The 14,053-nt window shown below is 61.1% G+C and carries 14 protein-coding genes; 5 read left to right on the top strand and 9 right to left on the bottom strand.

The window, feature by feature from the left end:
- The first annotated feature begins 56 nt into the window (after window positions 1-56).
- Window positions 57-629 (top strand): xanthine phosphoribosyltransferase, encoded by a 573-nt coding sequence (locus DYL59_RS11785; RefSeq protein ID WP_010207474.1) that lies wholly within the window; start codon window positions 57-59, stop codon window positions 627-629.
- Window positions 630-761: 132 nt separating this feature from the next.
- Here the strand turns inward: DYL59_RS11785 and DYL59_RS11780 are convergent, their stop codons facing one another.
- The 6 genes from DYL59_RS11780 to dadA all read right to left on the bottom strand — a co-directional run bounded on the left by DYL59_RS11780 (window position 762) and on the right by dadA (window position 6,873).
- Window positions 762-2,684 (bottom strand): acetyl-CoA hydrolase/transferase C-terminal domain-containing protein, encoded by a 1,923-nt coding sequence (locus tag DYL59_RS11780; protein ID WP_135289331.1) that lies wholly within the window; start codon window positions 2,682-2,684, stop codon window positions 762-764.
- Between the two features lie 137 nt (window positions 2,685-2,821).
- Window positions 2,822-3,250: a c-type cytochrome gene (locus DYL59_RS11775; protein ID WP_193557547.1), complete on the bottom strand. Its 429-nt coding sequence runs from the start codon at window positions 3,248-3,250 to the stop codon at window positions 2,822-2,824.
- A gap of 181 nt (window positions 3,251-3,431) precedes the next feature.
- Window positions 3,432-3,980 carry a cupin domain-containing protein gene (locus DYL59_RS11770; protein ID WP_003176893.1) on the bottom strand — a complete coding sequence of 183 codons (549 nt, stop codon included), beginning with the start codon at window positions 3,978-3,980 and terminating at the stop codon, window positions 3,432-3,434.
- Window positions 3,981-4,096: 116 nt separating this feature from the next.
- Complete coding sequence (alr, locus tag DYL59_RS11765) at window positions 4,097-5,170, bottom strand: alanine racemase (RefSeq protein WP_135289330.1); 1,074 nt, start codon at window positions 5,168-5,170, stop codon at window positions 4,097-4,099.
- A gap of 76 nt (window positions 5,171-5,246) precedes the next feature.
- On the bottom strand, window positions 5,247-5,600 hold the full coding sequence (locus tag DYL59_RS11760; protein WP_135289329.1) for a RidA family protein: 354 nt from the start codon (window positions 5,598-5,600) through the stop codon (window positions 5,247-5,249).
- The gene (gene dadA, locus DYL59_RS11755) at window positions 5,572-6,873 is read right to left on the bottom strand and encodes a D-amino acid dehydrogenase (RefSeq protein WP_135289328.1); all 1,302 of its coding nucleotides are present in this window, start codon (window positions 6,871-6,873) and stop codon (window positions 5,572-5,574) included. The genes DYL59_RS11760 and dadA overlap by 29 nt, the downstream gene beginning before the upstream one ends.
- Window positions 6,874-7,029: 156 nt before the next feature.
- Here dadA and DYL59_RS11750 point away from each other — a divergent pair, with 156 nt between their 5' ends.
- On the top strand, window positions 7,030-7,518 hold the full coding sequence (locus DYL59_RS11750) for an Lrp/AsnC ligand binding domain-containing protein (RefSeq protein WP_003176896.1): 489 nt from the start codon (window positions 7,030-7,032) through the stop codon (window positions 7,516-7,518).
- Between the two features lie 61 nt (window positions 7,519-7,579).
- Here DYL59_RS11750 and DYL59_RS11745 read toward each other — a convergent pair whose 3' ends face one another.
- Window positions 7,580-7,933, bottom strand: coding sequence for a YkgJ family cysteine cluster protein (locus DYL59_RS11745; RefSeq protein ID WP_135289327.1), 354 nt, complete (start codon window positions 7,931-7,933; stop codon window positions 7,580-7,582).
- A 115-nt stretch (window positions 7,934-8,048) separates the two neighbouring features.
- Here DYL59_RS11745 and DYL59_RS11740 point away from each other — a divergent pair, with 115 nt between their 5' ends.
- On the top strand, window positions 8,049-9,341 hold the full coding sequence (locus DYL59_RS11740; RefSeq protein WP_135289326.1) for an NAD(P)/FAD-dependent oxidoreductase: 1,293 nt from the start codon (window positions 8,049-8,051) through the stop codon (window positions 9,339-9,341).
- Between the two features lies 1 nt (window position 9,342).
- Here the strand turns inward: DYL59_RS11740 and DYL59_RS11735 are convergent, their stop codons facing one another.
- Window positions 9,343-9,567: a DUF1127 domain-containing protein gene (locus tag DYL59_RS11735; protein WP_135289325.1), complete on the bottom strand. Its 225-nt coding sequence runs from the start codon at window positions 9,565-9,567 to the stop codon at window positions 9,343-9,345.
- Between the two features lie 166 nt (window positions 9,568-9,733).
- On the opposite strand from DYL59_RS11735, the gene DYL59_RS11730 reads away from it, so the two are divergent.
- The gene (locus DYL59_RS11730) at window positions 9,734-11,158 is read left to right on the top strand and encodes an aminotransferase-like domain-containing protein (protein ID WP_135289324.1); all 1,425 of its coding nucleotides are present in this window, start codon (window positions 9,734-9,736) and stop codon (window positions 11,156-11,158) included.
- Between the two features lie 62 nt (window positions 11,159-11,220).
- Window positions 11,221-12,789, top strand: coding sequence for a phospholipase D family protein (locus tag DYL59_RS11725; RefSeq protein WP_135289368.1), 1,569 nt, complete (start codon window positions 11,221-11,223; stop codon window positions 12,787-12,789).
- Between the two features lie 37 nt (window positions 12,790-12,826).
- On the opposite strand, the gene DYL59_RS11720 is transcribed toward DYL59_RS11725, so the two are convergent.
- Window positions 12,827-13,969 (bottom strand): MFS transporter, encoded by a 1,143-nt coding sequence (locus DYL59_RS11720; protein WP_135289323.1) that lies wholly within the window; start codon window positions 13,967-13,969, stop codon window positions 12,827-12,829.
- Window positions 13,970-14,053 lie beyond the last annotated feature (84 nt).

The following is a 14,053-nucleotide window of genomic DNA, read 5'->3' as shown; positions in this document are numbered from 1 at the left end:
TCGACTACTTTTTAATCTACTTTCGGCGCGCGTTGCGCCAACAGAGGAAGCTTTCCGTGGAAGCACTGCACAAGAAAATTCGCGAAGAAGGCATCGTGCTTTCCGATCAGGTACTCAAGGTCGACGCCTTTTTGAACCACCAGATCGACCCGGCACTGATGAAGCTGATCGGCGACGAGTTCGCGGCACTGTTCAAGGACTCGGGCATCACCAAGATCGTCACTATCGAAGCATCGGGCATTGCACCGGCGATCATGACCGGCCTGAACCTGGGCGTACCGGTGATCTTCGCACGCAAGCAGCAATCCCTGACCCTGACGGAAAACCTGTTGTCGGCGACCGTGTACTCCTTCACCAAGAAGGTTGAAAGCACCGTGGCAATTTCCCCGCGTCACCTGACCAGCAGCGACCGCGTGTTGGTGATCGATGACTTTTTGGCCAACGGCAAGGCATCCCAGGCGCTGATTTCGATCATCAAGCAGGCCGGTGCAACCGTTGCCGGTTTGGGAATCGTGATCGAGAAGTCGTTCCAGGGTGGTCGTGCGGAGTTGGATGCGCAGGGTTATCGGGTTGAGTCGTTGGCGCGGGTGAAGTCGCTGGCGGGTGGCGTTGTGACCTTCATCGAGTAATTCGCTGCGAACACAGATCAAAATGTGGGAGCGGGCTTGCTCGCGAATGCGGTGTATCAGTCGGTAAATCTGCTGACTGACACTCCGCATTCGCGAGCAAGCCCGCTCCCACATTTGGTTTTGTGGTGTTTGTTAGTGTGTGGTGGCCTGCAAGCCAGCAAGCAAAAGCCGCTGATACAGGTCCTCCTTAAGGCCTTCTGGTTGATCCAACCCCATCCGCTTCAAATGCTCTGGAAACGCCTCCGGCTCCGGCGCATCCAACGCCGCCTTGCCCAACTCCAACATCTCCGTCAGCTTGAATTTGCTTTTGAGCCAGTTCAGCGCCCGCAACAGATCTCGTTCCTCATCGGTGAAATCGCTGCCCAGCGGATATTCCGGGAATAACCGTGGATGCCGCGCCTGAATCCCTTGAAGCCGCTGCGGCGTGTTGTCGGCAAAGCGCGGATCCAGCTGGAAGTCTTTGGGTAACTTGCCAGCCTTTTGCGCCTGCTCGATCAAATCGGCCTGGAAACGTGAGTCGGTGATATTGAGCAGCGCCTCGATCACCTTGGCATCCGTCTGACCACGCAGATCGGCGATGCCGTACTCGGTGATGACGATATCCCGCAGGTGCCGGGGAATGGTGCAGTGGCCATAGTCCCAGACGATATTGGAACTCACCTCTCCCGCCGATTCGCGCCAGCTGCGCAAGATCAGGATCGACCGCGCGCCCTCCAGCGCATGCCCCTGGGCCACGAAGTTGTACTGCCCGCCTACGCCGCTCAGTACTCGGCCGTCTTCCAACTGGTCGGCCACGCCCGCGCCCAGCAAGGTCACCATGATCGCGCTGTTGATAAATCGCGCGTCCTGGCGTTGCAGTCGCTTGAGTTCTTCCTGGCCATACAGCTCGTTGATGTAGCTGATGCGGGTCATGTTGAATTCAAGGCGTTTGGCGTGGGTCATTTCCTGCAAGCGCTGGTAAAAACTGCGCGGGCCGAGGAAGAAGCCACCGTGGATCGAAACACCATCGGGCTGCGCTGCATCATCCAACAGGCCCGCATTGGCCTGCTCCTGGGTGGCGACATCCGGATAAACCTTACGCCGCACGATCCCCGCGTCCGCCAGCACCAACAGGCCGTTGACGAACATTTCGCTGCAGCCATAGAGGCCACGGGCGAACGGGTCGACGCCGCCTTCATGGCTGATCAGCGGTGCCCATTGGTAAACATCCAGATCCGTCAGCAGCAAACGATAAGACTCGTTGTCCGCCTGACGGGCCAGTAATGCAGCGGTCAGCGCATCGCCCATGGAGCCGATGCCAATCTGCAAGGTGCCGCCATCGCGCACCAGGGTACTGGCATGCAGGCCGATAAAGTGGTCTTGGAACCCCACCGGCATATTCGGCGTGGAGAACAACGTGGTGCTGTCTTTTTCATCCAGCAGGTAATCGAAGGCATCCATGCCCAACTCGGAATCGCCGGGCATGTAGGGTAAATCGGTGTGAACCTGGCCGACGATCAGGATGGTTTCCCCAGCCTCACGGCGCTTGGCGATCATCGGCAGCAGGTCGACGGTGATGTCGGGGTTGCAACTCAGGCTCAGGCGGTCCGGGTGCTCGCTGCTGCTGGCCACCAACTGCGCCACCAGGTTCAAGCCGGCGGCGTTGATATCGCGGGCGGCGTGGCTGTAGTTGCTGCTCACGTAATCCTGCTGGGCCGACGCGCTGTGAAGCAGGCTGCCGGGCTGCATGAAGAACTGTTGCACATGAATATTCTTGGGGAGGCCGTCCTTGTGCAGGTCCGCGAGAAAATCCAGCTCGGGGTAATCGCCAAACACCCGCTCGATAAAGGGCTCCAGAAACCGCTTCTGCAAACCGTCACCCAGGGTCGGGCGGCCCAGGCTCAGTGCGGTGTAGATCGTCAGCGACCGCTGCGGCAACTTGGCGATACGCCGGTACAACGCATTGGCGAACAGGTTGGGCTTGCCCAGGCCCAGGGGCATACCCATGTGGATATGGGCGGGCAAGCGTGCCAGTACGTCGTCAACTGCTTGTTCGATTGAACACAACTGCACCATCCGAGCCTCCTGAACATTGCGTGATTAGGGGTTGGACAGAGCGTGGCGGGTGTTTGCTGCAATGGCCAGCACTGAAACAAAATTGATGGGCACAAAAAAGCCGCTCGTAAGCGGCATTTTTGGAGAAGATCGGCTGATTAGAGCCCGGACATCTTCTTGATGGCGCCCTTGAGGTCGTCATCCGAGCAATCCGCACAGGTGCCTTTTGGCGGCATGGCGTTGATGCCGGTGATTGCCTTGGCCAGGATGCCGTCGAGGCCGCCCTGGTGGTCGGCACGTTCTTTCCAGGCGGCGGTGTCGCCGATTTTAGGCGCACCCAACAGGCCGGAGCCGTGGCAGGCGTTGCAGTGCTTGGCGATGATGTCGTCCGGGGTTTTCGCCCCGCCACCACCGGCCGCCACCGCAACCTCCATGCCTTTACATTCTTCACCCTGGATACAGACCTTGCCAGCAGGCTCAAGACGCTCGGCAACAGCATCGCTGCTTGCTTTACTGACAGGTGGCTCAGCTTTTTGCCCACAGCCCGACAGGGCCAATACTATTGCTGGTGCAGCCAGCATTTTCATAATTAGGTTCACGCGTTCACCCTCAATGGTGGCTATTCACGCCTGCGGCCACGGTTTCGCAGGCGGCGAAAGTATAACGGTTAGCCCGTCGGGCCGAAACAACCCTATTAAATAAAGGGAGATTCAGCCACACGGTTACAGCCACGGGAGCCTCTGCAACGCTGGCAGGGCGCCTCTTTTCTTAAAAGTTCGCGGGTGTGGCTGCGCTGATTAGTCGCGCCGGCACATCGAACGGGTTGCGAAAACGATGGGGCTTGGTGCTTTCAAAGTAGTAGCTATCGCCAGCTTCGAGCACAAAAGTTTCAAGACCGACCACCAACTCCAGGCGTCCTTCCACCAGGATCCCGGTTTCCTCGCCTTCGTGGGTGAGCATTTCTTCGCCGGTGTCGGCGCCCGGCGGGTAGATTTCGTTGAGAAACGCAATCGCCCGGCTGGGGTGTGCTCGGCCTACCAGTTTCATGGTGACGGCGCCGTCAGAGATGTCGATCAGCTCATTGGCTTTATAGACGATCTGCGTCGGTATTTCCTGGAGGATCTCCTCGGAAAAAAACTCGACCATGGACATGGGGATGCCGCCCAGCACCTTGCGCAAGGAGCTGATCGAGGGACTGACGCTGTTTTTTTCGATCATCGAAATGGTGCTGTTGGTGACACCCGCGCGCTTGGCGAGCTCACGCTGGGAAAGACCCTTCAGTTTACGGATGGATTGCAGTCGTTCGCCGACGTCCAATGCAGGAGCCTCCTAGGATTCAGGCTTTGTTGTAATTGAGCGTTATCATGGCGACAGCGTTCAGTATTTACAACACTTGGGCCTAAATCCCAGGCTGCGGCGTTCGTACCTGGGGATCAATCCCCGGAATAGAGCCTTGGCACCCGGCGCAGGTTGCAAAAGATCTGGTAGGGGATGGTTTCGGCGGCGACGGCAATGTCGCTGGCGAGGATGTTTTTGCCCCACAGTTCCACCGTGGAGCCCAGACCGGCCTGGGGCACGTCCGTCAGGTCGATGCACAGCATGTCCATGGACACGCGGCCGAGCAATTGGCTGCGCTGCCCGGCCACCAGCACCGGCGTTCCAGTTGGCGCATGGCGTGGGTAACCGTCGGCATAGCCCATGGCAACCACACCAATGCGCATCGGTTTGGGCGTGATAAACCTAGCGCCGTAGCCCACTGGCTCGCCGGCCGGCAGCTCACGCACGCAGATCACTTTCGATTCCAGGGTCATTACCGGCTGCAAACGCGCGGCCACGGCCTGGTCTTCGCCAAACGGCGTGGCGCCGTAGAGCATGATGCCCGGCCGTACCCAGTCGCTGGCCACATTCGGCCAGCCCATCACCGATGGCGAGTTGCGCAGGCTCACTTCGGCCGATAGGCCTTGGCGCGCCGCTTCGAATACCGCCACTTGTTCCTCGCTACGTACGCAATCGAGTTCATCGGCGCGGGCGAAGTGGCTCATCAACACGATCTTGGCCACTTTGCCGCTGGCCAGCAGCCGCTGGTAGGCCTCTTGGTAATCCTTGGGATGCAGGCCAACACGGTGCATGCCCGAATCGAGCTTGAGCCAGACGGTCAGCGGCTTGCTCAGCCTGGCCTGCTCGATGGCCTCCAACTGCCACAGCGAATGCACTACGCACCACAAATCATGCTCGATGATCAGCGGCAGTTCGTCGGCCTCAAAGAAACCTTCCAACAGCAGCACGGGCGCACGGATACCGGCGGCGCGCAATTCCAGCGCTTCCTCGATACAGGCCACGGCAAAACCGTCAGCCTCAGCCTCCAACGCCTGGGCCACGCGCACGGCCCCATGGCCATAGGCATCGGCCTTGACCACGGCAAGGGCCTTGGCCCCGGTCACTTCACGGGCCAGTTGGTAGTTGTGGCGCAGGGCTTGGAGGTCGATCAGGGCACGGGCAGGACGCATGGCGGCAGGCTTCTAGGCGGCAAGGTGAAAAAAACCGGTACCGACAGACAGCTCGGCACCGGGAGAGGATCGTTGTTTAAGGCAGCGCAGCCACCACGGACAGCTCTACCAGGATTTGCGGTTCGCACAGCTTGGCTTCAACCGTGGCACGGGCCGGAGCGACGCCTTTGGGCAACCACTTGTCCCACACCGCGTTCATACCGGCAAAGTCGGCGTCGATGTCCTTGAGGTAAATGGTCACCGACAGCAACCTGCTCTTGTCGGTGCCGGCCAGGTCCAGCAATCGCTCGATATTGGCCAGGGTTTCACGGGTCTGTTGTTCAATCCCGGCGCTCATGTCGTCGCCGACTTGCCCTGCCAGATACACGGTACCGCTGTGGACTACGATCTGGCTCATGCGCTCATTGGTGAGCTGGCGCTGGATTGACATGTCTTGCAGACTCCTGAGGGTTGCCGTAACGGGAAATATCGAGGCCTGCGGCGCTGATCTGCGGCGTTTTCTTCGCCATCAGGTCGGCCAGCAAGCGACCGGAGCCACAGGCCATGGTCCAACCGAGGGTGCCATGGCCGGTGTTCAGGAACAGGTTCTTGAACGGGGTGGCACCGACAATCGGCGTGCCGTCAGGTGTGGTCGGGCGTAACCCGGTCCAGAATGTGGCCTCGCTCAAATCGCCGCCCTGAGGATAAAGGTCGTTGACGATCATCTCCAGGGTTTCGCGTCGGCGCGGGTTGAGCGACAGGTCAAAACCGGCTATTTCAGCCATGCCGCCGACGCGGATGCGGTTGTCGAAACGGGTGATCGCGACCTTGTAGGTCTCGTCGAGAATGGTCGAGGTTGGAGCCATTGCCGGGTTGGTGATCGGCACGGTCAGCGAGTAACCCTTGAGCGGGTACACCGGCGCCTTGATCCCCAGCGGCTTGAGCAGCTTCGGCGAGTAGCTGCCGAGGGCCAGCACGTAGCGGTCGGCGGTTTCCAGCGTGCCGTCGATCCATACGCCATTGATGCGCTCACCGGCGTAGTCGAGGCGCTGGATGTCTTGCTCGAAACGGAACTCCACGCCCAGTTGCTTGCACATGTCGGCCAGGCGCGTGGTGAACATCTGGCAGTCGCCAGTCTGGTCATTCGGCAGGCGCAGGGCACCGGCGAGGATATCGGTGACGCTGGCCAGGGCCGGTTCAACCCGGGCAATGCCGGCGCGGTCGAGCAGTTCAAAGGGCACGCCGGACTCTTTCAGCACGGCGATATCCTTGGCGGCACCATCAAGCTGGGCCTGGGTGCGGAACAGCTGGGTCGTCCCGAGGCTGCGGCCTTCATAGGCAATGCCGGTCTCGGCGCGCAGTTCGTCGAGACAGTCGCGGCTGTATTCGGACAGGCGCACCATGCGCTCTTTGTTCACGGCATAGCGGCTGGCGGTGCAGTTGCGCAGCATCTGCGCCATCCACAGGTATTGATCGATATCGGCGGTGGCCTTGATGGCCAATGGCGCATGGCGTTGCAGCAGCCACTTGATGGCCTTGAGCGGCACGCCCGGCGCGGCCCAAGGCGAAGCGTAGCCTGGGGACACCTGCCCTGCGTTGGCGAAACTGGTTTCCATGGCAGCGGCAGGCTGACGGTCCACCACGACCACTTCAAACCCGGCCCGCGCCAAATAGTAGGCACTGGTCACCCCAATGACACCGCTACCCAATACCAGAACGCGCATTTTTAGATCCTCATCGCGGGCTTGACCGCTGACGTGTGTTATTCGAGCAATGATGGGCGCAGTGTAAAAAACTATTGCCAGTGCATTTCACTATATAAGTGCCTATATTTGGCGACAATTCTCGGCAAAAACCCTTTTCACAGAGGCGTATCCCCTATGCGTACCAACACCCAGACCAAGCGGGAGCTGGACAAGATCGACCGTAACATCCTGCGCATCCTGCAAACCGACGGGCGAATTTCGTTCACGGAGTTGGGCGAAAAGGTCGGGCTGTCGACCACGCCGTGCACCGAGCGCGTGCGTCGGCTGGAGCGCGAGGGGATCATCATGGGCTACAACGCACGGCTCAATCCCCAGCATTTGAAGGGGAGTTTGCTGGTATTTGTCGAGATCAGCCTGGATTACAAGTCTGGCGACACCTTCGAGGAGTTCCGCCGCGCGGTGCTGAAGTTACCCCATGTGCTGGAGTGCCACCTGGTGTCGGGGGATTTCGATTACCTGGTCAAAGCGCGTATTTCGGAGATGGCGTCGTACCGCAAATTGCTCGGCGACATTCTGCTAAAGCTGCCCCATGTGCGCGAATCCAAGAGCTATATCGTGATGGAAGAGGTGAAAGAGAGCCTGAACCTCCCGATCCCGGACTGAGGGCACAACGCGGTCAAATGTGGGAGCAAGTCCGCTCCCACATTTAAACCGAGTACACCTGTTAGACCAATACCTGCCGGGTACTGGCCATGTACTCATGGATCTGCTTCTCCACCCGCGGGTGAATCAGCTCCACCGGGCGGCGCCCATTGGGGCATGGCAAGGTCTTGGTGGTACCGAACAACCGGCAGATCAACGGCCGCTCGTCATACACGGTGCAGCCGTTGGGCCCCAGGTGCACACAGTTCAGCTCGTCCATGGCTGCGTCCTGTTCGGCGGCGGTCTTGCGCGGCAGGCGCGACATTTCCTCGGGCGAGGTGGTCACCGGCCCACAGCAGTCGTGGCAGCCGGGAACACACTCGAACGAAGGGATCTGCCTGCGCAGTGTGCTGATTTTCTGGCTGTTGCAACTCATCGACACAGGTACCGAACGGCGAATAGGCGTGGATTCTGCCGCAAAAGCCCCCGGTGAGACAGCTTCGTCCGACCGCTGTATCCTGCGTCAAATTTTCCAAACAGGGATGCTCCCCATGACTGCCAGCGCCCGGCACACCACTTCCTACTACGCCGCCAGCAGCGTGCCGCAACCCGATTACCCGGTGTTGAGCGGCGAAGTGATTGCCGATGTGTGCGTGATTGGCGGCGGGTATTCGGGGCTCAATACGGCTTTGGAGCTGGCTGAGCGCGGCTTTAGCGTGGTGTTGCTGGAGGCCCGCAAGGTCGGCTGGGGCGCCAGCGGGCGCAATGGCGGCCAGTTGATTCGCGGCGTCGGCCATGGGCTGGACCAGTTCGCCAACGTCATCGGCACCGACGGCGTGCGCCAGATGAAGCTGATGGGCCTGGAAGCCGTTGAGATTGTGCGCGAGCGCGTCGAGCGCTTCCAGATCCCCTGCGACTTGACCTGGGGCTACTGCGACCTCGCCAACAAGCCCCGCGACCTGCAAGGCCTGGCCGAAGACGCCGAAGAATTGCGCAGCCTCGGCTATCGCCATGAGGTGCGCCTGTTGCAAGCGGGTGAGATGAGCAGCGTGATCGGCTCCGAGCGCTACGTGGGCGGCATGATCGACATGGGGTCCGGCCACCTGCATCCGCTCAACCTGGCCCTCGGCGAAGCGGCCGTCGCGCAGCAACTGGGCGTGAAGCTGTTCGAGCAGTCCGAAGTCACCCGCATCGACTATGGCCCCGAGGTCAAGGTGCATACCGCCAAAGGCAGTGTGCGTGCCAAGACATTGGTACTGGCCTGCAACGCCTACCTCAATGGCCTCAACCCACAACTGGGCGGCAAGGTGCTGCCCGCCGGCAGCTACATCATCGCCACCGAGCCGTTGAGCCACGCCCAGGCAGCCAGCCTGTTGCCGCAGAACATGGCAGTGTGTGACCAGCGGGTAACGGTGGATTACTTCCGGCTGTCTGCAGACAAGCGCCTGCTGTTCGGCGGTGCGTGCCATTACTCCGGGCGTGATCCCCAGGACATCGGCGCCTATATGCGGCCCAAGATGCTCAAGGTTTTCCCGCAATTGGCCGACGTGAAGCTCGACTACCAGTGGGGCGGCATGATCGGCATCGGCGCCAACCGGCTGCCGCAGATTGGCCGACTGGCCGACCACTCCAACGTGTACTACGCCCAGGCCTACGCAGGCCACGGCCTCAACGCCACACACCTGGCGGGCAAGCTGCTGGCCGAGGCCATCAGCGGCCAGCAACAGGGGCGCTTCGACCTGTTTGCCCAGGTGCCGCACATCACCTTCCCCGGCGGCAAGCACTTGCGCTCGCCGTTGCTGGCGCTGGGGATGCTCTGGCACCGACTCAAAGAACTGGTATGAATCAGCTGCGCCAGAAGGGTTTCGACCCTTCCTGGCGCGCCTCTTCAGCGGTCAGCCCCACATCCTTAAGCTGTTCGCAGGTCAGCTCCAACAAGGCTTTGCGCGTGTGGCGACGGCGCCAGAACAGCCCCCAGCGGCTATCGGTCGGCGCAGAGACTGCGCGCTCCTGCCGTACTTCCAGTTCCTGGCGGTATACCGCCAGCCGCACATCGCTCATGCCCTTCATTTTGCTGCCCCTCAGTGGCGTGTTGCCTTGAGTGACAAGAATGGGCCCGCCGGGCAAACCATTACAGATTCACCCTACTTTTATTAAATCCATACAGATACTGCCTTTGGATGGCTGAATCCTGTATTTTCCACCTATCTGTACTGGTCCCCTGGGAGTGGCCGCCATGACCCTATACGTCAACCTCGCCGACTTGCTGGGCACCCGCATCGAACAAGGCTTCTATCGCCCTGGCGACCGACTGCCTTCGGTACGGGCGCTCAGCGTCGAGCATGGGGTCAGCCTGAGTACCGTGCAGCAGGCGTATCGGTTGCTGGAAGACAACGGCCTGGCGATGCCCAAGCCCAAATCCGGCTACTTCGTGCCCGTGGGCCGTGAGTTGCCGGCCTTGCCGGAAGTGGGTCGCCCGGCGCAGCGACCGGTGGAAATCTCCCAATGGGACCAGGTGCTGGAGCTGATTCGCGCGGTGCCGCGCAAAGATGTCATACAGATGGGGCGCGGCATGCCGGATGTGCTGTCACCCACCCTCAAACCCCTGCTGCGCAGCCTGGCCCGTGTGAGCCGCCGCCAGGACCTGCCCGGTCTGTATTACGACAACATCCTCGGCTGTATGGAATTACGCGAACAAATCGCCCGACTGTCACTGGATTCCGGCTGCCAACTGACCGCCGAAGACATCGTGATCACCACGGGCTGCCATGAGGCGCTGTCCGCCAGCATCCATGCCATCTGCGATCCCGGCGATATCGTCGCAGTAGACTCCCCCAGCTTTCACGGGGCCATGCAGACCCTCAAGGGCCTGGGCATGAAGGCCCTGGAAATCCCCACCGACCCCATCACCGGTATCAGCCTCGAAGCGTTGGAACTGGCGCTGGAACAGTGGCCCATCAAGGTCATCCAACTGACCCCCAACTGCAACAACCCCTTGGGCTACATCATGCCGGAGGCGCGCAAGCGGGCGCTGCTCACCCTGGCCCAGCGCTTTGACGTGGCAGTCATTGAAGACGATGTGTATGGCGAATTGGCCTACAGCTACCCACGCCCGCGCACCATCAAGTCCTTTGACGAAGACGGCCGTGTGCTGCTGTGCAGTTCGTTCTCGAAAACGCTTGCGCCGGGCCTGCGCATTGGCTGGGTTGCACCGGGCCGTTACCTTGAACGCGTGCTGCACATGAAATACATCAGCACCGGCTCCACCGCCACGCAGCCGCAGATTGCGATTGCCGAATTTCTCAAAGGCGGGCACTTCGAACCGCATTTGCGGCGGATGCGCACCCAATACCAACGCAATCGCGACCTGATGCTTGATTGGGTCAGCCGCTATTTCCCGGCGGGCACCCGCGCCAGTCGGCCCCAAGGCAGCTTTATGCTCTGGATCGAGCTGCCCGAAGGCTTTGACACGCTTAAGCTCAATCGGGTCTTGGTGGGGCAAGGGGTCCAGGTGGCGGTGGGCAGCATCTTTTCTGCTTCGGGCAAGTACCGTAATTGCCTGCGCATGAACTACGCTGCCAAGCCAACCCCACAGATTGAAGAAGCCGTGCGCAAGGTCGGTGCCGCCGCCATCAAGATACTGGCCGACACGCTGGACTGACCTTTCGCGGGAAATAGCCGTCATATGCCGACAACCGCCCTGATCTGGAAGCGACTCCCTTGATGATGCAACGGCTATTACCGTTTTTCCTGTTGGGAGCCCTGGCGCTGGGCGGCTGCGCGACGGTGAGTACACCGCGCATCCCCAGCGACGCCCTGCCCGCTGCGCAATCGTCCTTCGGCCGCTCGATCCAGGCCCAGGCCGCGCCCTACCAGGGTCGCTCCGGCTTTCGCCTGCTGCCCAACAGCAGCGAGGCCTTCATGGCCCGTGCCGAGCTGATCCGCAACGCCCAGACCAGCCTCGACTTGCAGTACTACATCGTCCACGACGGCATCAGCACGCGCATGCTGGTGGATGAACTGCTCAAGGCCGCCGACCGTGGCGTGCGGGTACGCATCCTGCTGGACGACACCACCAGCGACGGCCTCGATCAAATAATCGCCACCCTTGCCGCCCACCCCCAGATCGAAATCCGCCTGTTCAACCCGCTGCACCTGGGCCGCAGTACCGGCGTTACCCGAGCCATGGGCCGTTTGTTCAACCTGTCGCTGCAACATCGGCGCATGCACAACAAGCTGTGGCTGGCAGACAACAGCGTGGCCATCGTGGGCGGGCGCAACCTGGGGGATGAGTATTTCGACGCCGAGCCCAGCCTGAACTTCACCGACATCGACATGCTCAGCGTGGGCCCGGTGGCCGAGCAACTCGGGCACAGCTTTGACCAGTACTGGAACAGTGCCCTGAGCAAGCCGATTGATGACTTTGTGTCCATCAGCCCATCCAAAGGCGACCTGACCGCCGTGCGCGAGCGCTTGCAAGCGTCGCTGGCCGAATCGCGCCAGCAGAATCATGCGCTGTACAACCGCTTGCGCACCTACCAGACCCAACCGCGCATGCACATCTGGCGCCGCGAGTTGATCTGGGCCTGGAACCAGGCCTTGTGGGACGCACCGAGCAAGGTGCTGGCCACGGCCGAGCCGGACCCCAGGCTGCTGCTCACCACCCAACTGGCGCCGCAGCTGGAAGGGGTAAGCCGCGAGCTGATGATGGTCTCGGCGTACTTCGTGCCCGGAGAGCCGGGGCTGGTGTACCTCACGGGCCGCGCTGACGCGGGGGTGTCGGTGAGCCTGCTGACCAACTCCCTGGAGGCTACCGACGTACCGGCCGTGCACGGTGGCTACGCGCCGTATCGCAAGGCGTTGCTGGAACATGGAGTGAAACTCTATGAGCTGCGTCGCCAACCGGGCGATGGCGGCGGTGGCAGCGGCCCTCATCTGTTTCGACGCGGCACCTTTCGCGGCTCGGACTCCAGCCTGCACAGCAAGGCCATGATCTTTGATCGGGAAAAGTCGTTTATCGGTTCGTTCAACTTCGACCCGCGCTCCGTCCTGTGGAACACCGAAGTCGGCGTACTGGTGGACAGCCCGGAGCTGGCGGAGCATGTGCGCAACCTGGCGTTGCAGGGCATGGCACCGGCGTTGAGTTATGAGGCGAAATTGCAGGATGGCCAGGTGGTGTGGGTAACCGAGGATGACGGCCAACTGCACACCCTGGACCGCGAGCCGGGGAGCTGGTGGCGCAGGTTCAACGCATGGTTTGCCACTAGCGTAGGCCTGGAACGCATGCTCTAAGAACCACACCTCCCACATTTCTGGCTGTATTCCAAACTCAGGCTGGCTGTGCAGCCCCAAATGCGCCTTGGCGCAGCAACAACGCCACCAAGCCCAACGCACCGGCCGCCATCAGAAACGGTAGTGCATGCCCGCTGACCCACTGGCTACCTGCACCGGCCACCAACGGCCCGATCAAGCAGCCAATCCCCCACAGTTGCGCCACATGTGCATTGGCGCGCACCAACGCATCGTCTCGGTAACGCTCTCCAATAAGGATCAACGACAGCGTGAACAACCCGCCGGCACTGGCGCCGAACAATACCCACACCGGCCAGATCAGCGGCGTATGCAATACCAGTGGAATTGCCAGGCTCGACACCAGCAACAGCACGGCACACCCCAAGAACAACATGCGTCGCGGCAGGTAGTCCGCCAGTGCGCCAATGGGCAATTGCAAAAGCGCGTCGCCGACCACCACTGTGCTGACCATGGCCAAGGCGACCTCGGCGTTGAAGCCCTGTTGCAGGCAATACACCGGTAGCAGCGTCAGAATCATCGCTTCGAACGCCGCAAAGAGCGCTACCGCCCAGGCAATCGCCGGCAGGCTCAGGCAGAAGCGCCACAGATCAGCAAACGTGACGCTGAAGGCATCGGCGGTGGGCGCACCGGAGCGGCCCAACAACAGAATCGGTGCCACCACCAACAACGCCACGCCAACCCAGAAACCATAGTCATGGTCGGTGCCGATCACCCCCAACAGCAACGGGCCCGACAGTTGGCTCAGGGCATAACTGCACCCATACAACGCCACCAGCCTGCCGCGCCACTGCTCCACCACCAACTGGTTGATCCAGCTTTCGCCCAGGACAAACACGATGGTCAGGATTACCCCGATCATCAAGCGCAGCACCAGCCACACCGGGTAGCTGGGCAGAATCGCCAGCAAGCCGATGGACACCGCGCCACCCCACAGACACAAACGCATCAGATTGGCAGTGCCCAGCCACGCAGCCAAGCGGCTGGAGAGCTTTGCCCCCAGCAACACACCAAATGCGGGCATGGCGGCCATCACGCCAATGGCAAAACTGCCATAGCCCCAGCCTTCCAGACGCAGAGACACCAGCGGCATGCTGACGCCCAAGGCCAGGCCCACACTGAGGACCGAGGCCAACACGGCGAAATAAGTCGCCCAACGCATTTCCACGCTCCTGTGGATAACTTTAAGAACACACAAAACAGTGTGGGAGCGGGCTTGCTCGCGAACGCGGTGGATCAGCCAGCT

It is taken from the genome of Pseudomonas kairouanensis, assembly GCF_004682055.1.
Lineage (GTDB): Bacteria > Pseudomonadota > Gammaproteobacteria > Pseudomonadales > Pseudomonadaceae > Aquipseudomonas > Aquipseudomonas kairouanensis.
This window is presented reverse-complemented; position numbering and strand designations above follow the sequence as displayed.

Bases quoted from the DNA above. Each gene is read 5' to 3' on its own strand.
- DYL59_RS11780 (WP_135289331.1), bottom strand. From the start codon at position 2,684: ATGGTGCAGTTGTGTTCAATCGAACAAGCAGTTGACGACGTACTGGCA.
- DYL59_RS11775 (WP_193557547.1), bottom strand. From the start codon at position 3,250: ATGAAAATGCTGGCTGCACCAGCAATAGTATTGGCCCTGTCGGGCTGT.
- alr (WP_135289330.1), bottom strand. From the start codon at position 5,170: ATGCGTCCTGCCCGTGCCCTGATCGACCTCCAAGCCCTGCGCCACAAC.
- DYL59_RS11760 (WP_135289329.1), bottom strand. From the start codon at position 5,600: ATGTCAATCCAGCGCCAGCTCACCAATGAGCGCATGAGCCAGATCGTA.
- dadA (WP_135289328.1), bottom strand. From the start codon at position 6,873: ATGCGCGTTCTGGTATTGGGTAGCGGTGTCATTGGGGTGACCAGTGCC.
- DYL59_RS11750 (WP_003176896.1), top strand. From the start codon at position 7,030: ATGCGTACCAACACCCAGACCAAGCGGGAGCTGGACAAGATCGACCGT.
- DYL59_RS11745 (WP_135289327.1), bottom strand. From the start codon at position 7,933: ATGAGTTGCAACAGCCAGAAAATCAGCACACTGCGCAGGCAGATCCCT.
- DYL59_RS11740 (WP_135289326.1), top strand. From the start codon at position 8,049: ATGACTGCCAGCGCCCGGCACACCACTTCCTACTACGCCGCCAGCAGC.
- DYL59_RS11735 (WP_135289325.1), bottom strand. From the start codon at position 9,567: ATGAAGGGCATGAGCGATGTGCGGCTGGCGGTATACCGCCAGGAACTG.
- DYL59_RS11730 (WP_135289324.1), top strand. From the start codon at position 9,734: ATGACCCTATACGTCAACCTCGCCGACTTGCTGGGCACCCGCATCGAA.
- DYL59_RS11725 (WP_135289368.1), top strand. From the start codon at position 11,221: ATGATGCAACGGCTATTACCGTTTTTCCTGTTGGGAGCCCTGGCGCTG.
- DYL59_RS11720 (WP_135289323.1), bottom strand. From the start codon at position 13,969: ATGCGTTGGGCGACTTATTTCGCCGTGTTGGCCTCGGTCCTCAGTGTG.